The organism is Herbiconiux daphne (assembly GCF_024979295.1).
GTDB lineage: Bacteria > Actinomycetota > Actinomycetes > Actinomycetales > Microbacteriaceae > Herbiconiux > Herbiconiux daphnes.
This window is the reverse complement of the sequence record NZ_JANLCJ010000001.1, coordinates 633,430-652,537: the sequence shown is the minus strand read 5'-3', so window position 1 is coordinate 652,537 and position 19,108 is coordinate 633,430. Positions and strand designations below refer to the sequence as shown.

General features: G+C 70.7%; 19 protein-coding genes. 6 read left to right on the top strand and 13 right to left on the bottom strand.

Features of this window, described 5'->3' with window-relative positions; genetic code table 11:
• Positions 1–213: 213 nt before the first annotated feature.
• Positions 214–1,362, top strand: a complete 1,149-nt coding sequence (locus tag N1032_RS03415; RefSeq protein ID WP_259537445.1) for an FAD binding domain-containing protein — start codon at positions 214–216, stop codon at positions 1,360–1,362.
• A gap of 115 nt (positions 1,363–1,477) precedes the next feature.
• On the opposite strand, the gene N1032_RS03410 is transcribed toward N1032_RS03415, so the two are convergent.
• Together N1032_RS03410 and N1032_RS03405 are read right to left on the bottom strand one after the other, a co-directional pair.
• Positions 1,478–1,849 (bottom strand): fluoride efflux transporter FluC, encoded by a 372-nt coding sequence (locus tag N1032_RS03410; protein ID WP_259537444.1) that lies wholly within the window; start codon positions 1,847–1,849, stop codon positions 1,478–1,480.
• Positions 1,846–2,352, bottom strand: coding sequence for a fluoride efflux transporter FluC (locus N1032_RS03405; protein ID WP_259537443.1), 507 nt, complete (start codon positions 2,350–2,352; stop codon positions 1,846–1,848). The genes N1032_RS03410 and N1032_RS03405 overlap by 4 nt, the downstream gene beginning before the upstream one ends.
• Positions 2,353–2,528: 176 nt before the next feature.
• Here N1032_RS03405 and N1032_RS03400 point away from each other — a divergent pair, with 176 nt between their 5' ends.
• The 3 genes from N1032_RS03400 to N1032_RS03390 all read left to right on the top strand — a co-directional run bounded on the left by N1032_RS03400 (position 2,529) and on the right by N1032_RS03390 (position 6,287).
• Complete coding sequence (locus N1032_RS03400) at positions 2,529–3,689, top strand: helix-turn-helix domain-containing protein (RefSeq protein WP_259537441.1); 1,161 nt, start codon at positions 2,529–2,531, stop codon at positions 3,687–3,689.
• Positions 3,690–3,798: 109 nt separating this feature from the next.
• Positions 3,799–4,620 (top strand): alpha/beta fold hydrolase, encoded by an 822-nt coding sequence (locus N1032_RS03395; protein ID WP_259537440.1) that lies wholly within the window; start codon positions 3,799–3,801, stop codon positions 4,618–4,620.
• Entirely contained in the window at positions 4,620–6,287 is a 1,668-nt protein-coding gene (locus N1032_RS03390) for an MFS transporter (RefSeq protein ID WP_259537971.1), read from the top strand. The genes N1032_RS03395 and N1032_RS03390 overlap by 1 nt, the downstream gene beginning before the upstream one ends.
• 88 nt (positions 6,288–6,375) lie before the next feature.
• Here N1032_RS03390 and N1032_RS03385 read toward each other — a convergent pair whose 3' ends face one another.
• The gene (locus tag N1032_RS03385; protein WP_259537439.1) at positions 6,376–7,491 is read right to left on the bottom strand and encodes an FUSC family protein; all 1,116 of its coding nucleotides are present in this window, start codon (positions 7,489–7,491) and stop codon (positions 6,376–6,378) included.
• Between the two features lie 13 nt (positions 7,492–7,504).
• Positions 7,505–8,212, bottom strand: a complete 708-nt coding sequence (locus N1032_RS03380) for a DUF1275 family protein (RefSeq protein WP_259537438.1) — start codon at positions 8,210–8,212, stop codon at positions 7,505–7,507.
• Positions 8,213–8,372: 160 nt separating this feature from the next.
• On the opposite strand from N1032_RS03380, the gene N1032_RS03375 reads away from it, so the two are divergent.
• The gene (locus N1032_RS03375) at positions 8,373–9,584 is read left to right on the top strand and encodes a cupin domain-containing protein (protein WP_259537437.1); all 1,212 of its coding nucleotides are present in this window, start codon (positions 8,373–8,375) and stop codon (positions 9,582–9,584) included.
• A 48-nt stretch (positions 9,585–9,632) separates the two neighbouring features.
• Here the strand turns inward: N1032_RS03375 and N1032_RS03370 are convergent, their stop codons facing one another.
• Entirely contained in the window at positions 9,633–9,812 is a 180-nt protein-coding gene (locus tag N1032_RS03370) for a hypothetical protein (protein ID WP_259537436.1), read from the bottom strand.
• A 218-nt stretch (positions 9,813–10,030) separates the two neighbouring features.
• On the opposite strand from N1032_RS03370, the gene N1032_RS03365 reads away from it, so the two are divergent.
• Positions 10,031–10,867: an alpha/beta fold hydrolase gene (locus N1032_RS03365; protein WP_259537435.1), complete on the top strand. Its 837-nt coding sequence runs from the start codon at positions 10,031–10,033 to the stop codon at positions 10,865–10,867.
• A gap of 91 nt (positions 10,868–10,958) precedes the next feature.
• Here the strand turns inward: N1032_RS03365 and N1032_RS03360 are convergent, their stop codons facing one another.
• From N1032_RS03360 to N1032_RS03325, 8 genes are all read right to left on the bottom strand, one after another.
• The gene (locus N1032_RS03360) at positions 10,959–11,486 is read right to left on the bottom strand and encodes an MmyB family transcriptional regulator (protein ID WP_259537433.1); all 528 of its coding nucleotides are present in this window, start codon (positions 11,484–11,486) and stop codon (positions 10,959–10,961) included.
• Between the two features lie 70 nt (positions 11,487–11,556).
• Entirely contained in the window at positions 11,557–12,411 is an 855-nt protein-coding gene (locus N1032_RS03355; RefSeq protein ID WP_259537432.1) for a helix-turn-helix transcriptional regulator, read from the bottom strand.
• Between the two features lie 41 nt (positions 12,412–12,452).
• Positions 12,453–13,319 (bottom strand): helix-turn-helix transcriptional regulator, encoded by an 867-nt coding sequence (locus N1032_RS03350; protein WP_259537431.1) that lies wholly within the window; start codon positions 13,317–13,319, stop codon positions 12,453–12,455.
• Between the two features lie 46 nt (positions 13,320–13,365).
• On the bottom strand, positions 13,366–14,364 hold the full coding sequence (locus N1032_RS03345) for an amidohydrolase family protein (protein WP_259537430.1): 999 nt from the start codon (positions 14,362–14,364) through the stop codon (positions 13,366–13,368).
• Positions 14,361–14,813, bottom strand: coding sequence for a cupin domain-containing protein (locus N1032_RS03340; RefSeq protein ID WP_259537429.1), 453 nt, complete (start codon positions 14,811–14,813; stop codon positions 14,361–14,363). The genes N1032_RS03345 and N1032_RS03340 overlap by 4 nt, the downstream gene beginning before the upstream one ends.
• Positions 14,814–14,859: 46 nt before the next feature.
• Positions 14,860–16,143 (bottom strand): FAD binding domain-containing protein, encoded by a 1,284-nt coding sequence (locus N1032_RS03335; RefSeq protein WP_259537428.1) that lies wholly within the window; start codon positions 16,141–16,143, stop codon positions 14,860–14,862.
• A gap of 2 nt (positions 16,144–16,145) precedes the next feature.
• Positions 16,146–17,549, bottom strand: coding sequence for an MFS transporter (locus N1032_RS03330; protein WP_259537427.1), 1,404 nt, complete (start codon positions 17,547–17,549; stop codon positions 16,146–16,148).
• 44 nt (positions 17,550–17,593) lie between these two features.
• Complete coding sequence (locus tag N1032_RS03325; protein WP_259537425.1) at positions 17,594–19,078, bottom strand: aldehyde dehydrogenase; 1,485 nt, start codon at positions 19,076–19,078, stop codon at positions 17,594–17,596.
• Between the last annotated feature and the right edge of the window lie 30 nt (positions 19,079–19,108).

Genomic DNA, 19,108 nt, shown 5'->3' with positions numbered 1-19,108 from the left:
CGCGTCTCGGCCACCGACGGCGGCGGCTTGCAGGGCCTTGCGACAGGGGGTGCGGAAAGACTCGTCGTGTGTCGCACTGCGGCGCCCGGAGGGGTCACTACATTCGTCGGCTACAGAGACCCGTCGGCGAAGGAGTCCTCATGCAGCCCGCGTCACTCCGCCACGGAGGTCGACGACCTCGCCCGGCAAGAACACCGGGCCGAAGGATCAGCGATGAACCGAGACCGAGATCCCGCCATGCCTGACCGGCTCCGGATCGCCGTGGTCGGCGGGTCGATCGGCGGCCTCTTCGCCGCGACCCTGCTCACCCGGGCTGGACACGACGTGACCGTCTTCGAGCGCTCCACGCACGGTCTGGCCCGGCGTGGCGCCGGGCTCGTGGCGCAGCAGGAGCTGTTCGAGCTGCTGCGCCGCCTGGGCCGTGAGGACGCCGGCCGGGTGGGCGTGATCGCCCACGAGCGCATAACGCTCGACCGCTCCGGCCGGATCGCCTCCCGCGATCCCTCCCCGCAGACCCAGCTCTCGTGGGATCACCTCTACGAGGTGCTGCTCGAGCTGCTGCCCCCGGACGCGTACCGGCTCGCCAGCCCGGTCGAGGGGGTCGACTCCACCGAGCAGCACGCCACCGTGCACTTCGCCGACGGTCGGCACGAACAGGTCGACCTGGTGGTCGGGGCCGATGGGCTCAACTCCGTCGTGCGACCCACCGTGGCGCCCGAGCATCACGCGAACACCTATGCGGGCTACGTGACCTGGCGCGGCCTCGTTCCCGAGCGCACTCTCCCCGAGGCCGCCGGCCTGCTGCTCGACCGCTTCGCGTTCTTCAACGGGCCGAACGCCCACATGCTGGGCTACCTCGTTCCCGGCGCCGCAGGCGAGGTGCAGCGCGGCAGCCGGCGCTACAACTGGGTCTGGTATCGCCCACTCACCCCGCAGCAGCTCGACGCGCTCATGGTCACCTCGGGGCGCGGCCGCGGCGGAGTCTCGCTGGCGCCGGGCCAGCTGCCCACCGGCCTTCGCACCGAGCTGGTGGATGCCGCGCACCGCGAGCTGCCCGAGCCGTTCGCGGTCGCCGTCGCAGCCGAGGGCGAGCCCTTCTTGCAGGCCATTTTCGACTACGTGCCCCCGCGGATGGCGCGGGGCCGGGTCGCCCTGCTCGGCGACGCCGCGGTGATGGTACGGCCGCACACGGCGATGGGGGCGGCCAAGGCGGCGGGTGACGCCATGACCCTAGCGGCCCTGCTCGGCGAGCTGCCCCTGCCCGAGGCGCTCGCCCGCTACGACCGGGAGCGGCTGCCCGTCGGTCGCTGGATCTCCGACTACGGGCGCCGGCTCGCAGCCTCGCTCCCGTTCACCTCGTGACCAGAACAGCCAGGTGAGCGACTGGATCGGCCGGCGCCGCGTGCTGCTGGTTTCCTCATCGGCTACGCCGGGCTCGCGCTACCGGCGCTCGCTATCGGGTCCGCGTCGTTCTCGGTCAGAGCGAGTAGCCCATCGCGGCGGCCGCGAGGGCGAGCAGCCCCACCCCGGCGGCGTTCAGCAGGGCGCGCCACGGATGCCGGCCCCGCACGAGGTCGGCCGTGTCGACGCTCGCGGTGCTGAAGGTGGTGAAGCCGCCGAGGAACCCCGTTCCGGCGATGGCGAGCCAGGCCGGGCCGAACGAGGTCGTGGCCGCGCTCATGACGAGCCCGAGCAGGAACGAGCCGCACACGTTGACAACGGCGGTGCCGATCGGGAAGGTCCACCCCGACCACTGCTGGATGTGCCCGCCGATCACGAGACGCAGCACGGCTCCGAGGCCTCCGGCGACAGCGATGCCGAGGACGGTGAGGGGGAGGAAGGAGGTCATTTCGCCCGCTGGTCCGCCAGGGGCGTGGCCCGGGCGGACCGGGTCAGCCGCTCCACCACCCAACGACCGAGGAGGGCCGCGATCGCCCCGAGCAGCAGGCTGCCCACGGCGTAGAGCACGGCGTCGCCGACCGAGCCGTGCGACCCGGCAACCACGGTGGCGACGGCGAACGACCCGTACGTGGTGAACCCGCCGAGGAATCCGGTTCCGGCCAGCAGCCGCACCCGCCGGGCCGCGACGGCGCCCGTGTGCCGCGCCTGGAGCGCGGTGTAGGCGACCGCCAGCGCGAAGGATCCGAGGAGGTTGATCGCGAATGTGGTGTAGACGAGCCGATCGGCGGGCGTCAGCAGGTCGAGAGACTCCCGCGCGACCGTGCCGAGGGCGCCGCCGGCAAACACCATGAGCGCAGCCGACCACGAGCGGTGGTCGGCGAGCGTGCCCGTGCGGGCGGGTGCCATCGTGCCGACGGGTGCCTGCGGCTGCCGGGCCGTTCTCGTCGTCATGGTCGCTTCATTCCTCCTCCGTCGTGCCACGAGACTAGGCGCCGTGCCGCGCCCGACACAGGGACTGTTGATGACTCCCGTTGCGACGAACGTCGAACGGGCGAACCGTCGTTCCGAGGGTATGAACGGGAGGGCCACGCGCCCGCGCGTTGCCCGCCCGTAGCGTGGGCCTCGACATGAACATCCAGGACATCGTCGACGAGCTCGCCACCGCTCTCGGTCGATCCGTCGTGATCAGCGACCTGAACCACCGGCCGGTCGCCGCCAGCGCCCAGGGCGAGGTCATCGACGAGATCCGGCTGCAGACGTTGCTGCAGCGGCGCACACCGCCGGAGGCCCGCGCGCTGGTCGAGGGTCTGCGGGTCGCCGAGGCCCGCCAGCCGGTGAGAGTCGACCTGGAGCCGCTCGGCGGGCTCGAGCGGTTGGCGATCCCGGTGCGCGACGAAGCCGGCCCGCTGTGCATCCTGTGGCTGATCACCGGATCGCTGCCGCCGCTCACGGCGGCGCACTACGCCGCCCTCGACGCAGCGTTACTGCTCGTGCGCGAGGAGCTCTCCTGCCGGCTGCCGGCCGATGACAGCAGCGCCCGGTCGGCCGTCATCGGCCGACTGCTCTCCGACGACCCCGCGACCGCGCACCGGGCCTTCAAGGATGCGGTGACGAACCTGTGGCTCGAGCGGGGCCCGGGCACCTTGGTGGTGGCCGTGATGCTCGACTCCGGATCCGGTGCCGTCGAACGGGTCGCCTTCGGCCGGCAGCTCGACGCCCGGCGCACACAGGGCATCTTCTATCTCGGCGAACGCGGCGTGACCCAGCTGTTCGCCGTGCGGGCGGCCGACTCGGCGGCCGTGGTCGAGCAGATCACGACCGAGGCCGCCGCCCGCTCGCTGACGGTGCGGGCGATCGGCACCGCTCGGCACGCCCGGCAGGCCGACGATCTGCGCGGCACCGTCGACCAGGCGGTCACCGCTGCCGAGACGGTGCTGCCGCTTCCCCAGTTCGGCGGGGTGGCCGACATCAGCGAGCTGGGCACCTGGCTGATGCTCTCGTCCATTCGCGCCGACGGCGCGCAGGTGGCGCTGTTCTCCCCTGCCGCGTACACGCTCTGCGCGGATGGCGACGCCCTGCAGCGCCAGACGGTCGAGACCTACCTGGATGTGGGATCCCAGGTCAAGCACGCCTGCGAGCGCCTGCACATCCACCGCACGACCCTGTACTACCGGCTCGAGAACATGCCACCGGTGGTGAAGGAGGCGCTGAACGACGGCGTCGCTCGCAGCACGCTGCATCTCGGGCTGAAGCTCATCCGGTTCCTGGAGACCACCGGGCGGTTCTGAGCACTCGACAATCGACGCAAGAGGTGTGGACGGGCGGTCGTACCCGCGGTGCCCGCTCGCGCCTAGCGTCGAGGGAAACCGGCCGCTCGAACAACCGCGGAGACGCTCTATGCCCTACATCACCATCACCGACGGAACCCGGATCTACTACACCGATCAGGGCGAGGGCCGGCCCGTTCTGCTCAGCCACGGCTGGCCCCTCTCCTCCGACGCGTGGGCGCGTGAGATCAAGCTGATCGCGGATGCGGGCTACCGCGCGATCGCCCACGACCGGCGCGGTCACGGCCGCTCCTCGAAGACCTATGCCGGAAACGACTTGGACACCCACGTCGGCGACCTCAGGGAGCTCGTGCTGACGCTCGACCTCACCGACCTCACCCTGATCGGCCACGGCGCCGGCGCCGGCGAGGTGGTGCGGTACGCCGCCCGGCACGGCCAGGGCCGGGTGGTGAGCATCATCACCGTCGGCGGGGTCGCTCCGCTGCTGCTGCAGACCGTGACGAACCCCGACGGTGTTCCGCTCGACGCCCTCGACGCCATGCGCGAGGCCGTGCTGGAGAACGCCTCGCAGTACTGGATCGACCTCGCCGGCCCCTTCTTCGGCGGCGACCGTCGGGGCGCCACCGTCACCCGCGGCGACAGCGACGATCTCTGGCGGCAGGGCCAGAACCTGAACCTGGCCGCCGCGTATGACGGCATCCGGGCCTTCTCGGAGACGGACCTCACCGACGACCTGCGGGCGCTCGAGGTGCCCGTGCTGCTCGCCCATGGGGCCGACGACCGGATCGTACCGTCGGCCGCGACCTCCGAGATCGCGATCACCCTCCTCGCGCAGGGCACCCTCACGATCTATCCCGACGCTCCCCACGGCATCGTCGGTGCCTACCGGCGGGCCCTCGACGACGACATCATCGCCTTCCTCTCCTCGTGATGGAAGCGACCGCCGCGACTCCCTCCGGGTTCCTGGCGCCCTTCCGGGTGGGGGCGTTCCGGGCGCTGTGGCTGGCCGGCATCGTCAGCAACATCGGCGCGTGGATGCAGACCGTCGGGGCGCAGTGGCTGCTCGTCGAGGCGCACAGTCCCGCCTGGGTCATCGCGCTCGTGCAGACCGCGGCCGCGGCCCCGGTGCTGCTGCTGGCGATCCCCGCCGGGGTGCTCGGCGAGTTCCTCAACAAGCGGTTGCTGCTGATCGTGGTGCAGACCGGGCAGCTGATCGTGGTGGGCCTGCTGACCGCGCTCACCGTCGCCGGGCTGACGACGGCGCCCGTGCTGCTCGGGCTGACCCTGCTGCTCGGGGCCGGCTCGGCCCTGCAGCTGCCGGCGTATCAGGCGATCGTGCCCGAGATCGTGCCGGTGCGCGACATCCCGAGCGCGGCCTCCCTTTCGTCGACCGGGGTGAACATCGCCCGGGCGATCGGTCCGGCCGTGGCCGGTGTGGTCGTCGCCCAGTTCGGTGTCGCCGCGGTGTTCCTGCTCAACGCGCTGAGCTTCGCCGCGTTCGTCGCCACCCTGCTGCTCTGGCGCTCCTACCGGCCGCGCCGGTCGCGCCCCGAGACCTTCATCGACGCCACGCTCGCCGGGCTGCGCTATGTGCGGCACTCGGTGATCATCCGCTCGATGTACCTGCGGCTGGGCCTGTTCCTCATTCCCGCGTCCGGGATCTGGTCGCTGCTGCCGGTCGTGGCCAGCACCTCGCTCGGGCTCGGCTCGGCGGGGTACGGGGTGCTGCTCGCCGCCCTCGGCGGGGGATCGATCCTCGGAGCGCTGCTGCTGCCGGCCGCGAGCGCACGGCTGAAGCAGAACACGGTGATCCTGATCTCGGCGGCAGTGTTCGGGGCCGGAAGCATCGCCCTGCCCTGGGCGCCGAACGAGTGGATCGCGGCCGCCGTGCTGGTGCCGGTGGGCGTCGCGTGGCTCGGGGTGATCGCCACGATCAACGGCGGGGTGCAGTCCTTCCTGCCCGCCTGGGTGCGCACCCGCGGGCTCTCGCTCTACCAGCTCGTGCTCTACGGCTGCACGGCGCTCGGCTCGCTGCTCGTTGGCGCCGCCGCCGACGCCGCGGGCCTTGCGACCACCCTGGTGACAGCCGGCATCCTGATCGTCGCCGTCGCGGTGTCGCTGATCATCCGGCCGTTCGCCGACCCCACCGGGATGGGCCGGGCCGCCGTGCCCCTTCCGCTGACCGATGCCCCGCCCGTGCGCGCCGAGTACGACGTCGACGAGGATCAGGTACTCGTGCTGGTGCGGTACACCGTGCCCGAGGCCGACCGGGAGCGCTTCACCCGGCAGATGGAGCCGGTGGAGGAGAGCCGCCGCCGCACCGGTGCGCGACGCTGGGAGCTCTACACCGACCGCGACGACCCGGCCGTTCTCGTGGAGGCCTTCGTCGTCGGTTCCTGGCAGGAGCACCTCGACCAGCACGCCGACCGCATCACGCAGTACGACGACGAGCTGCTCGAGGCCGCAAAGGCGTTCAGCACGACGCCGCCCAGCGTGCAGCACTTGCTCGCGGCGCCGCACAAAACGCGGTACCTCTTCGCCAATCGTCGCAGAGCGATCCGAAAGCAGCCTCATCACAGGGAGGCCGGCGATCCCTAGCGTGGCGGCATGGCGCCCATGGCACCGCTGACGATCGGGCTGACGCTGACGACGATCCTCTTCGTGGCGCCGCCGATCGACAACGCCTCTACCCGCGGCCACCGGGACGCGGGGTCGACATCGGCGCGGCCCGGACGGCGGCGCGGCGGCGAAGGCGCCCGGCGGCGCCGAGCCTGCGCTGGAGCGTGACGCCGACGACCACCAGGAAGGCGATCCCGGCCCCGGTGGCGGTGTCCTCCACCCGCACACCCACGATGTCCATCAGCGGCTGGTCCGCCCCGGCGGCGGCGATCACCAATGCCATCGGCGTGATCGCCACCAGAGACAGCCCCAGGTTCCTCGGCACGAGGATCTCGAAGAGGTACATCAGCACCCCGATCAGCAGCACCAAGGGGATCCCGGTCGGGTTCCAGAGCGCGATCAGGTAGAACAGCAGCAGCGCCACCGCGGTGCCGAGCACACGATGCAGGCCCCGCAGCACGCTCAGCCGCACCTGGCTGTCCTTCTGCAGGATGGCGATGATCGCCAGCAGCACCCAATGCACGCGGTGCAGCCCGAGTGCACCCCCGGCGGCCACCCCCAGCACGGTGGCGATGGTGAGGCGGGTGAAGATGCGCCGCACGTCGGCCGTGTAGGCGAACCGCCACGGTCTGCGCGCCCGGTATCGCACGGCATCCCGCCGACGCCCGGCCGGCACGAGCAGCGGCGCCAGCACCACGAGATACCCGGTGACCATCCCGATGGTGAGCATGAGCAGCGCCAGCCATGGGTCGACACCCGCCCCCTGCGCGGAGACGGGTGCCACCAGCGCCCCGATCGCGCCCGTGATCAGCACATAGAACATCGACCCCGGCGACCCGACGCCGAGGCCGAGGCCCACGAACGAGCTCACCACCGCTACCACGAGCATCGCCGCGAGGTTGCCGAGCAGGGAGGTGCTGGTCAGGATGCCGGCACCCGCGGCCACGAGGAACCCCACCATGATCACCGGAAGCTCCAGCGCCCGCTCCCGCCGGCTGCGGTCGGGCAGGTGCAGCACGATGAACGAGCCGAGCGAGGCCGTCAGCCCGAGGGTCGCCTGCCCCGCCAGGGCGAAGACGAAGGGCGGCAGCATGATGGCGACCGCCGCCTGCAGTCCCAGCGGCCACTGCGGCGGCGCCTTTCGCAGGGTGAACAGGTCGCGGGTCGCGGCTCGCCAGGACACCGGAGCCCCGCCGTCACGCCCCGGCCGGAGCCGGTGCCGCGGCACCGGCCGGAGCCGGTGCCGCGGCCGGTGGCTCGGCGGCGAACGCGATCGCCGTCGCGACTCCCGAGATCACGAACGGCAGCAATGGTCCCACCCATGGCACCAGCTGCAGCAGCGCAGTGCACGCCAGCGCCCCGGCCGGCAGGGCCACGATCGAGAGCACCCGGATGCCCTGCCCCCGGTCGCTCCGCTCGGCCAGTGCCTGCATGGTCGTGGTGAGGGTTCCGGTGACGTACGTGGTGGTGATGCCGTCGATGTCCGTCAGCTTCTTGGCCGCCACGGTCTGCAGCGCCAGCGCCCCTGCCGAGAGGGCGATCACCACGAACTCGACGGCCAGCGGCAGGTGACGCCACACCAGGAGCCAGAGCGCCACCACCACCGCCTGGGCCAGCAGCGAGGGCACGAGCAGCTGCCGGATGGACATCCGCTTCGACGCCTCCGCCGACTCGGCGTTCTTCGTCCACCGGAACCCCGAGTAGAGCACCACGGCGAACGCGGCGATGGCCACCAGGGCGCAGAGCAAAGTGGTCACGTACGCCGGCTTCGTGAACAGGGCGGCGAGCACGAGGTTGCCGGTCATATTCGCCGTGAAGGTGCCGCTCAGGGCGAGGAAGGCGAACGCATCCGCCGCCCCCGCTCCGAACGACAGCAGCACGAGCGCCACGTGCAGTCGTCTCATCCGCCGCCCCTCCCGATCACGAGTCACCCTACGGACGCCACGACCGCCGCCGCTCCATCCGGAGTCGAGGGCTCTTGCGCAATTCTGAGGAGCGGCGCCGTCGGTGCGTGCAGTGTCATCGAAGGAGGTACAACCCCTCGAGCGATAAGGAGAAGGAGCCATGACAGTGAATGACGAGAGCGCGCCCAACCACGAGGCGCCGGTCTTCGGCAACCCCGACCAGCCCGCGGAGGGCGAGGTCAACACGATCGGCGATCCCACCAGCCTGGTGATGACGGGGCCGCAGAATCCGGCGTTGGAGAAGCTCTTCCCCAACCAGATGGATGCGCCGCCCACCGACATCAGCACGCAGCCGTTCTTCTGGTCGTCGTTCAACATCTCGCCCCGGCGGGTGCAGCGCGGCGGCTGGGCACGCGAGCTGACACAGCAGGACTTCGCGATCTCCGACGAGATCGCCGGGGTGAACATGTACCTCGAGGCCGGCGGCATCCGGGAGCTGCACTGGCACCAGACGGCGGAGTGGGCGGTGATGACGCGGGGCAGCTGCCGCATCACCACGCTCAGTCGTGACGGCCTGCCGAGCGTCGACGACGTGCACGAGGGCGACCTCTGGTACTTCCCGCCCGGGCTGCCGCACTCCCTGCAGGGCCTCGGCCCGGATGGCGCCGAGTTCGTGCTGGCGTTCGACGACGGCGCGCAGTCCGAGAGCAACACGCTGCTGCTCACCGACTGGTTCGCGCACACCCCGCCCGAGGTGCTGGCGAAGAACTTCGGCGTCGCCCAGGAGGTGTTCAAGGACATCCCGCTGCACAACCTCTGGATCTTCCCCGGCGACGTTCCCGGCGACCTGGAGACCGATCGCGCCGCGGCGGGCGTGCAGCCCGACACCGGGGCCGTGATCTTCCGACTGTCGCAGTCGGAGCCCGTGCACCAGAACAGCGGCGGCAAGATCCAGATCGCCGACGGCGGCAACTTCCCGATGTCGCAGACGGTCGCGGCGGCGCTGGTGGCGCTCGAGCCCGGTGCGATGCGCGAACTGCACTGGCACCCGAACGCCGACGAATGGCAGTACTGGCTGAAGGGCTCCGGCCGCATGACGGTGTTCAACACCGGCCCGCACGCCAACACCACCGACTTCAACGCCGGTGACGTGGGAGTGGTCGGGCGCAACTTCGGACACTACATCGAGAACACGGGCACCGAGCTCGCCATCTTCATCGAGACCTTCCGCGCCCCCCGCTACGAGGAGGTGTCGCTCGCCAACTGGCTGGCGCACGTGCCGCCGGAGCTCGTGTCGGCACACCTCAACATCCCGAGGGAGGTACTGGCCACGTTCCCACGCACCACGCAGGGCATCACGCCCTTGCGCTGAGCGGGCCGAGCACGCCCTTGGCTCCGCCCGTGCTCCCGACCCCTCTCGTCACGGGATCGCCCTCGGCTGCTCGGCGGCGAGCGCCTCCGCGACGAGGTCGGCGATGACATCCGCGCCCGTCACCCGGCGCAGGTACGCCCGCGCGCGGTCGTCAACGCATCCGCGGCGCCGTGCGTCGAGCACGACCTCGCGCACCGCTTCGCGGCGCCCGGGTGACAGTGCTGCCATCTGGCGCGCAACTGCGGCAGCCTGCCCCTCGTCCATCGCCCCATCCTCGCAGTTCAGGACACCCTGGGGCGTACGTCTGCGGGTAGGAAGGGGGGCTGCGCGTTCCTCGGCGAATGTCGGAACCACCCGGTCGGGGCCGGCGTTAGCTTTGAGGCCGTCCGCGCCTCACCGACGGCTGAGGAGGGCAGCTTTGTTCGACACTGACACGGAGGTTCATCATGGCGTTTGTGACCACAGAAGACGGCGTAGAGATCTACTACAAGGATTGGGGCAGGGTCGACGCGCAGCCGATCGTGTTCCATCATGGCTGGCCGCTCTCGGCCGACGACTGGGACGCCCAGATGCTGTTCTTCCTCGACAAGGGCTACCGCGTCATCGCCAGCGACCGCCGCGGTCACGGCCGCTCCTCGCAGATCGGCACCGGCCACGACATGGACCACTACGCCAGCGACGTCAACGCCGTGGTCGAGCACCTCGACCTGCGCAACGCGATCCACGTCGGCCACTCGACCGGCGGCGGCCAGGTCGCCCGTTACGTCGCCAAGTACGGCGAGCCCCAGAGCCGCGTCGCGAAGGCGATCCTCGTCTCTTCCGTGCCGCCCCTGATGGTGCAGACCGACGCCAACCCCGAGGGCACCCCGATTTCGGTGTTCGACGGGTTCCGTAGCGCGCTGGCCGCGAACCGCGCCGAGTTCTACCAGGCCGTGGCCGAGGGCCCCTTCTACGGCTTCAACCGGCCGGACGCCAAGGTCTCCGCGCCCGTCGTCGCCAACTGGTGGCGCCAGGGCATGATGGGCGCGGCGAACGCCCACTACACCGGCATCGCCGCGTTCTCCGAGACCGACCAGACGGAGGACCTCAAGGCCATCACCGTGCCCGTGCTCGTCACCCAGGGCGACGACGACCAGATCGTGCCCTACAAGGACGCCTCGCTGAAGCAGCACGAGTTGCTCCAGAACTCCGAGCTGAAGATCTACGAGGGCTACCCGCACGGAATGCTCACGATCCACGCCGACGTCATCAACCCCGACCTGCTCGCCTTCATCCAGAAGTAGTCGCGCCCCCGCAGCACCTTCGAGGCGCACCCCGCTCACCCGGGGTGCGCCTCTGGCGTCTGCGCCATCGCCCGGATCGGCAGGCAGGACCTCAGGCGCTCGCGAGGAGGCGGGCTAGGGCGTTGGCCGAGGCCTCGTCGGCGGGGCCCCAGACGAGCAGCGAGTCGTCTTCGCTGCCGGGCACGCGCAGCACCTGGTAGCCCATCTGGATGAGCCCGACGGGCGTGTCGGCGAAGTCGATGACACCGCTGGCCCGCGCGGAGAGCGATTCGTCGGCCCACGCCGCGGCGAAGTCGAGGCTCAGCACCGAGAGGTCGCCGACGATCGCCCGGAAGGCTGCGTCGCCGTGGTGCTCGTCGAGCGACTCGCGTAGCAGCGCCGCGACCTGGTTCGCCGCCGCGTCGTACATGTCGTGATCCCGGTTCACCTCGGGCTCGAGGAAGGTGAAGCGCGCCAGGTTCACTCCCTCGGCGAACCCGGGCGAGAGAGCCCGGGCGGCCGCGTTCGAGGCGAGCACGGTGAGGTGGCGATCGCACAGCAGTGCAGGCACACCCGACCACGACGACAGCATCGCTGTGATGCCGGCCCGTGTCTCGTCCTGCGAAAGTTCGGCTGTCATGTGATCACGCTAACGCGGCGACACAGGTGTTGAACAGCGCTTCGGGCAGGGTTCGGATGAATGTCGGAACCTACAGCGCCGGCCATCCCCGAAGCGGTCCGCGGATGCCCCGCCCGGTCATCCTGGACTCCCGCAGATGGGTCATCAGCTCGTCGGCACGGGTGCCCTCCTCGACCGGCCAGACGGTCATGAAGAAGCCCCCCGGAACCTCGAGCACCTGCCACGGGAACTCCACCATCTCGCTCCCCTCGACGCTGATCATGATGGTGCCCTCGGTGAGCGGTCGGGCGTCGTGCTCCGACCAGATGCGCCGGAACAACGGCTCGCTCACCGAGAGCTCCCCCACGAGCTCCCGCAGCCGCGGGTTGCCGGGGTCGCTGTGGAAGCGCAGGGCCGCCGCGGCGTCCCGCGCGGTCTGCCGGTAGTTCTCGACCTCGGGATAGGCCCGCAGCACCGCGAAGGCCCCGATCGCGATGTTGTCGCCGTACATCGCGTAACCAGGGCTCAGGATGTCAGCCATCTCGTTGATGGCGATCACGTCCTGGTTGCTGTCGAAGACGTACGCCGGCAAGTGAGACCAGCTCTCGAGCAGCGTCAGAACCTGGTCGCTGATCGGCACGGGTGCCGCAGAACGGGCCGCCGCGGGAAAGCCCGCGTGGACGATCCGGTTCAGGTATCTGCGTTCGTGGCCGTCGAGCCGCAGTGCGTCGGCCAGGCTGTTCAGCACCTGATCCGACATCCGATGGCCCTGACCCTGCTCCAGCCGGGTGTAGTAGTCCCGGCTGATGCCGGCGAGCTGGGCGAGCTCCTCGCGCCGCAGACCGGGCACGCGCCGGCCGTCGTCGGCGAAGCCGAAGGCGCGGGGGTCGAGCCGAGCCCGCCGGCTGCGGAGGAACTGAGCGAGAACCGATTGTCGGGAGTCCACGGGCGTGCCCATTGTCGTCGGGTGTCGACGCCGCTATCGCACTACGTCGCCGGCCAGCCCGCGAGGGGGCCACGGATGCCACGACCGGTCATCTTCGTCAGACGCACCTGCTCGAACAGCTCGTGAGCCCGGCTGCCCTCCCGCACCGGCCGGAAGGACAGGAAGAAGCCCCCAGGCACCTCCAGAACCTGCCAGGGCACCTCCACCGGTTCGCTCCCGTCGATGCTGATCCAGGCCGATCCGTCAGAGAGCGGCCGGGCATCGTGCTCCGACCACATCCGCCTGAACAGCGGATGCTCCACCGAGAGCTCGCCCACCAGCTCGCGGTAGCGGGGGTTCGACGGATCGCCGTGGAACCGCAGGGCGGCCACCGTGCTGCGCGCCACATCCAGGTAGCCGGCGAAGTGCGGGTAGTCGCGAAGGATGCCGAACGACGCCAGCACGCTGTTGTCGCCGTAGGCGGCGTAGAGGGGACTCAGATAGTCGCCCATCTCGTTGATGGCGACGATGTCGAGGTTGCTGTCGAAGAGGTAGGCCGGCACGTGCGACCAGCTCTTCAGCAGAGTGAGCACCTGGTCGCTCACCGGAACCGGCACCGTCAGGGGCTCTACCGAGCGAGTCGCCCGGTCGAGCCCGGAGCGGGCGATCCGCCGCAAGTAGGTGCGCTCGTCACCGTCGAGCTGCAGCGCCTCGGCCAGGCTGTTCATCACCTGGTCGGACATCTGGTGCCCCTGCCCCTGCTCGAGACGGGTGTAGTAGTCGCGACTGATGCCTGCCAGCTGGGCGATCTCCTCGCGTCGGAGCCCCGGTACGCGCCGGCCGTCGTCGGGGAAGCCGAAGGATCGGGGATCCATCCGGGCGCGACGACTTCGAAGGTACTGTCCAAGGACCGGTGTTCGGGAGGTCACGGGGGGCCCATCGTCGTCTGTCGAGAAGAGATACGCTATCCCACGGTCAGCGCGAGACCGTGGGGTCGGATTCCGACAATCCGAGGAACTCGCGCCCGTCGCGCTCGATCTGCTCCGCGGTCAGACCGCGCTCGAGCGCGTGCCGCACCGGGTCGCCGTCTGCCATGTCGAATGGATAGTCGCTGCCGAGCAGCACCCGGCCATCACCGGCCTTCGCGGCGAGCAGGGTGAAGGCGTCGTCGTCGTGCGTGACGGTGTCGAGGTAGAGCGCGCGGAAGCCGTCCTCGGGCGGGCGGGTGGAGGCGGCGCGCACGTCGGCGCGGGCGTGCCAGGCGTGGCTCCAGCGGCCGAGCAGGTCCGGCGCGCAGCCGCCACCATGCACGAAGCAGACGCGCAGGGTGGGCAGACTCTCCTGCACGCCGCCGAGCAGCATCGAGGCGATCGCGGTGGCCGTCTCGACGGGGTTGCCGATGAGGTTGACGAGATAATGCTTCGACAGCGAGGGCGAGGGGAGCTGCATCGGATGCACGAGCACGGCGAGGCCGAACTCGTCGGCTTGTCGCAGCACGCCCTCGAGCGGCTCCGAGTCGAAAGAGGTGCCGTGAAGCAGGGGTGGCAGGGCCACCCCGACGAGTCCGGGGGTGCGGGAGATCGTCTGCAGCTGGCGGGCCGTGGCCTGCGGATCGGCCGGCGTGACGCAGCCGAAGCCCGCAAACCAGCCCTCCCCGTCGCGCACCACCTGCGCCAGCCCGTCGTTGAAGGCGTCGACGTAGTCAGCGGCGCCCTTCTCGGTGCCGAGGGCGAACGCGAACGGCGGCGCGGAGAGCACGCGCGAGCCCACTCCCGCCCGTTCCATATCGGCGCGGATCTCGGAGACGTCGCTCATCAGCCGGGTCTCGATCGACAGCGGCACCTCGCCGAGGAACAGCCGGCCGTCGCGGTCGGTGATGCCGCCGAACGGCGCCCCGGGCGGCAGGCCGAACAACTCGCGCGGCAGCCAGTGCGCGTGCACGTCGACCGGGCCGGGCCGGAGCTCGAAGCTCATCGCGCATCCTCGACGTCGTGGGCGGGCAGCGGCAGCGCGTCGTTGTCGGAGTCGAGGTGCTCGACGGTGGTGAATACCAGCGTGCTCTCCCCCACGTTCTGGATGTCGTGCAGCAGGTACTCGCCCGGCCTGAAATGGAAGTGCCGGGTCTCGCCGGCACCGTAGGAGACGTCGCGGGTGGTGCCGTCGAAGGTGTGCTGACGGCTCGTGCCCGCGTTCACCGCGGTCCAGAAGTAGTCGAGCACGTGGCGGTGGGCGTGCCAGCGCTCGCCGGGCTCGAGGCGGATCTCCCACACCCGCACCCGGTCGTTCTCGCTCAGCAGGCGCGAGCCGACCTCGCCGTCGAAGGCGTGCTCGGCGAACTCCGCGCGGAGCTCCGCGCTCCAGCCTTCGAAGTCGGTGCCGATGAGGGTGCCCGCCAGGGGCAGGTCGGCCAGGAAGCTCGACATGATGGTTCTCCGTTCGGTGGTTCGGTGGGTCGGGTGGGGGTCTGGTTCAGGAGGCCGTGGCCTGCGGCTGACGATGCTGCGCCCGGATGTGCTCGGGGTACAGGATGCCCGGCCCGTAGAGCCCGAAGCGCAGTGACGGGTCGCCGGGCACCCAGGTGTTGTGGAACTGGGAGCGGTCGCCCATCTCGGTGACCCGCGAGAGCAGGGCCTGGCTGAGCTCGAGCTGAGCCGGCTCCCAGGCCTCGAGCGCCCGTGCGATGTCGCCGTCGCTCTCGAGCAGTGCATCGTGAAGCGCCCAGGCGTCGGCCGCGGCCTTGGCGGTGCCGGCCGCCGCATGCGGGCGGGCACTGCAGGCGGCGTCGCCGACGAGCGCGGTGCGCCCCTGGGCCATCCGGCGCGAGCGCACGTCGAGCACCACCTGCAGGTAGGGCTCGGCGGTAGCGAGCACGACCTCGGCTGCCGCCGGGGCGAGAAGCGCCGCAGCGGTCTCGCGCAGCTCCCTCACGAAGCGGTCCTGCACCTGGCCGGGGTGAAGCGAGACGGCGCCGACGAAGGCGTTCTTGCCGGTCAGCAGTTCGGTGAGGTCGGGGCCGGCCGGCACGTTGCGGTACCAGACGTAGTTCATCAGCTGGTCGTCGGCACCCACGCCCTCTTCGCCCGGGATGGGGTAGAGGGTGATGTGCGAGTTCGGCACCACCGAGTAGGTGATGGCGTCGCTCATCAGCCGCCGGGTCGGCGCGCTGAGCTCGCGGAGCGGGACGGTGCCCCGCCAGCCCACGTAGCCGGAGTACGTCGGCTCGGCATCCGCGTCGAAATGAGCCCGGGAGGGCGAGTTGATGCCGTCGGCGAACACGACCAGGTCGGCGGTCTCGACCCGGCCGTCGGCGAAGCGCACGGTGACCGAGTCGCCGTCGTCGTCGAAGCCCGAGGCGTAGGCGCCGAGGTGGTAGTGCTCGGTGCCGAAGTCGGAGAGCAGAGCCCGGTAGAAGGTGCCCCAGGAGGTGTACTCCCAGCGCCGCTCCTCCTCGGTGATGATGCGGTTCTCTCGGTCGAGGTACTGAACCCGCTCGGTGGAGGTCTTGAGCGCGGCCGCATCGAGGCCGCTGCGCTCCTCGAACCAGCGCAGCGTGTCGGGCTGCAGCACGATCCCGCTGCCGCGGCCGTGCAGCGGAGTGGCGGTGCGCTCGTAGACGTCGACCTCGAAGCCGACGTCGCGGAGCAGCAGGGCGGTGGTGAGGCCGCCGATGGAGCCGCCGATGACGAGGGCACGGGCACCGCGGTAGGGCTGCTCGGGGGTCGGGATGTCGCGGGTGGAGCTGTCGCGGGTCATGATCAGGCCTTTCGCAGATCGGGTGTGACGCCGGGGGTGATGGGGGTCGTGGCATCCGGTGCCCCGTCGTCGGTCGGCAGGGCGTGGCCGCGGGTCTCGCGGGCGAAGAGCACGCCGACCAGGCCGATGATGCCGACTGAGGCGATGACCGCGGTGGCGACGCCGAGGTTGCCGCTGAACCACGAGCCGGCGATGACGCCGGCCACGAGCGGGCCCGCCGCGGTGAAGAAGCGGCCCACGCTGTTGCAGAAGGCGATGGCCGAGGCCCGCACGCTGGTCGGGAACACCTCGGGGCTGTAGATGAACGCGCCCGAGAGCGAGCCGAACAGGGCGAAGCCGAGCACGGGCATCACCACGAGGTAGGTGGTGATGTCGCGCTGGAAGGGGAAGAGGAATGCGATGGCCAGCGCCCCGAGCCCGAAGGTGAGCAGGAAGGTGGGTCGGCGGCCGATCTTGTCGGCGATGAAGCCCCAGGCCGCGTAGCCCACGATGCCGCCGGCGTTGAACAGGATCGACGCGAAGGCCACGTGCGAGGCGATCTGCTCGGGCGACCACGCCTCGGCGGCGCCCATCTCGCGGATGATCTGCGGGTACCAGGTGCTCACACTCCAGAACGCGATGAGCGCTCCGGTGGCGATAGCCGTGCAGGTGAGGGTGGGGCGCAGCAGCGGGCGGCGGAAGAGCCGACGCAGCACGAAGTCATCCTTGGCGAGGCTCTTGCCCGCCCTCTTGCGCTCGCGGCGCTCCCGGATGGCGTCGGCCGACTCCGGCGGCTCCTTCACGAAGCGTCGGATGAACCAGACCAGGATGGCGGGGATGACGGCGAGGGCCATCATGAAGCGCCAGCCCATGCCGCCTGCCAGGGCGAACACGATAGCCGCGATGAAGAATCCGGCCGCGTAGCCCGACATCATCACGCCGCCGGCGCGCGCCCGGTAGCGGTTCTTCCAGCTCTCGGCGATCAGCGCTGCGCCCACCGGCGCCTCGACGCCCGAGCCGAGTCCGGCGATGAAGCGCAGGATGCCGAGTTGCCACCAGGTGTCGGCGAACGCGGCAGCCGCGGTGAAGACGGCATAGGTGAGGATGCCGATGGTGAGGATGCGGGTGCGGCCGAAGTAGTCGGCCAGCACGCCGAACACGATGCCGCCGAGCGCCCAACCGGCCAGGAAGAGGGCGATGGTGAGGCCGCCGTAGAGGCCGATCGTGGCCGGGGCCACGTCGATGCCGCTGTTGGGCAGCAGCTCGGCCATCGCCGGGCCGAGCACGAGGGTGTAGAGGCTGCCGGCGAAGCCGTCGAGCCCCCAGCCGAGCATGGTGCCGGTGAGCACGAGCCACTGGGCCTTCGTGATCTCCTGGCGCCAGCCTGATCTCAGGGCGTTCCGTGTGTTGCGAGTGTCAGTCACCATCGACGTGCTCTCTTTCTGGAAAGGGGTGGGATGCTGCGGATGCGTCAGTTGAGGCGTTCGGTGCCCGCGCCGCCGTACCAGTCGACGGAGTCGGGCGCGATGCGGGTGACCACGGTCTTCAGCCAGGAGAACTCGTCGAACGACTCGATCCCGGCGTCCTTCCCGATACCCGACTCCTTGATGCCGCCCCAGGGCAGCGAGGGCTCGAGGCGGTGGTGGTCGTTGATCCACACCATGCCGGCCTTGATGCGGTCGGCGACGCGGTGTCCGCGGTCGAGCCGGTGCGTCCACACGCCGGCACCGAGGCCGTAGGGGTTGTCGTTCGCCATCGCCACCGCCTCGTCTTCGGTGTCGAAGGGGATGACGACGGCCACCGGGCCGAAGATCTCCTCGCGCGCCACCCGCATCCGCATGGTGGCGTCGGCGATGACGGTGGGGCTGTAGAAGAAGCCGTCGGCGAGTTTACCGGGGAGCTCGGGCACGGAGCCGCCGGTGGTGATCCGGGCGCCCTCGGGGCGGCTCGAGTCGACCAGGTCGGCCACCTTGCCCCGCTGCCGGGCGCTGATCAGCGGGCCCATCTGGGTCTCGAGGCTGGTGGGGTCGCCGACCCGGATCGCCTCGGCGCGGGCGGTGAGGTGCTCGACGAACTCGTCGTAGACGTCGCGCTGCACCAGGAAGCGGGAGCCGGCCACGCAGGACTGGCCGGCCGCGACGAAGGCCGAGAAGGCAGCGCCCTCTGCGGCCTCGCGCGGGTCGACGTCGTCGAACACGATCACGGGGGTCTTGCCGCCGAGCTCGGCGGTCATCCGGGCGAAGCGGCGCGCGGTGGCGACGGCGGCCGAGCGGCCGGTCTCGGTTCCGCCGGTGAGCGTGATCTTGGCGATGTCGGGGTGCTCGGTGAGTCGACGGCCGGCCTCCGCAGCTCCGGTGATCACCTGCACGACCCCGGCGGGAACACCGGCGCGCTCGAGCACGGGCAGCAGCGCGAGGGAGGTGAGCGGCGTGAGCTCGGAGGGCTTCACCACCACGGTGTTGCCGTTCGCCAGTGCGGCCGAGAGGCTGCGGGCGAGGATCAGCATGGGGTGATTGAACGGGGTGATGATGCCGCAGACGCCGAGCGGGGCGCGGCGCTGGTAGGTGAGGTAGGGTCCGTCGCTCGGCAGCACCCCGGTGCGCTGCGCGGCGAGCAGCCCCGCGTTGTAGCGGAACCACTCCGGCACCCGGGCGAGCTGCGCGCGGGTCTCGGTGACCGGGCGGCCGTTGTTGAGGGCCTCGAGTCGGTAGAGCTCCTCGGTCGAGGCCTCGATCTCGTCGGCGATGCGCAGCAGGATGCGGGAGCGGTCGCTCGGATGCATCGTCGCCCAAGGCCCGGTCTCGAAGGCCTCGCGGGCGGTGGTCACGGCCCGGTCGACATCGGCGGCGCCGTGCTCGGGAACGGTGCGGATGACCTTGCCGGTGGAGGGGTTGAGGATGTCGCGGGTGGGCGTCTCCGAGGGGGCCTCGGCGGTGCGGCTGTCGGTGATCGTCATTGATTCTCTCCTCGTGTCGGAACCGGTACC

Excerpts from the sequence above, each read along its gene's own strand:
- N1032_RS03415 (WP_259537445.1), top strand. The coding sequence starts at position 214 with ATGAACCGAGACCGAGATCCCGCCATGCCTGACCGGCTCCGGATCGCC.
- N1032_RS03410 (WP_259537444.1), bottom strand. The coding sequence starts at position 1,849 with ATGACCTCCTTCCTCCCCCTCACCGTCCTCGGCATCGCTGTCGCCGGA.
- N1032_RS03405 (WP_259537443.1), bottom strand. The coding sequence starts at position 2,352 with ATGACGACGAGAACGGCCCGGCAGCCGCAGGCACCCGTCGGCACGATG.
- N1032_RS03400 (WP_259537441.1), top strand. The coding sequence starts at position 2,529 with ATGAACATCCAGGACATCGTCGACGAGCTCGCCACCGCTCTCGGTCGA.
- N1032_RS03395 (WP_259537440.1), top strand. The coding sequence starts at position 3,799 with ATGCCCTACATCACCATCACCGACGGAACCCGGATCTACTACACCGAT.
- N1032_RS03390 (WP_259537971.1), top strand. The coding sequence starts at position 4,620 with ATGGAAGCGACCGCCGCGACTCCCTCCGGGTTCCTGGCGCCCTTCCGG.
- N1032_RS03380 (WP_259537438.1), bottom strand. The coding sequence starts at position 8,212 with ATGAGACGACTGCACGTGGCGCTCGTGCTGCTGTCGTTCGGAGCGGGG.
- N1032_RS03375 (WP_259537437.1), top strand. The coding sequence starts at position 8,373 with ATGACAGTGAATGACGAGAGCGCGCCCAACCACGAGGCGCCGGTCTTC.
- N1032_RS03370 (WP_259537436.1), bottom strand. The coding sequence starts at position 9,812 with ATGGCAGCACTGTCACCCGGGCGCCGCGAAGCGGTGCGCGAGGTCGTG.
- N1032_RS03365 (WP_259537435.1), top strand. The coding sequence starts at position 10,031 with ATGGCGTTTGTGACCACAGAAGACGGCGTAGAGATCTACTACAAGGAT.
- N1032_RS03360 (WP_259537433.1), bottom strand. The coding sequence starts at position 11,486 with ATGACAGCCGAACTTTCGCAGGACGAGACACGGGCCGGCATCACAGCG.
- N1032_RS03345 (WP_259537430.1), bottom strand. The coding sequence starts at position 14,364 with ATGAGCTTCGAGCTCCGGCCCGGCCCGGTCGACGTGCACGCGCACTGG.
- N1032_RS03340 (WP_259537429.1), bottom strand. The coding sequence starts at position 14,813 with ATGTCGAGCTTCCTGGCCGACCTGCCCCTGGCGGGCACCCTCATCGGC.
- N1032_RS03335 (WP_259537428.1), bottom strand. The coding sequence starts at position 16,143 with ATGACCCGCGACAGCTCCACCCGCGACATCCCGACCCCCGAGCAGCCC.
- N1032_RS03330 (WP_259537427.1), bottom strand. The coding sequence starts at position 17,549 with ATGGTGACTGACACTCGCAACACACGGAACGCCCTGAGATCAGGCTGG.
- N1032_RS03325 (WP_259537425.1), bottom strand. The coding sequence starts at position 19,078 with ATGACGATCACCGACAGCCGCACCGCCGAGGCCCCCTCGGAGACGCCC.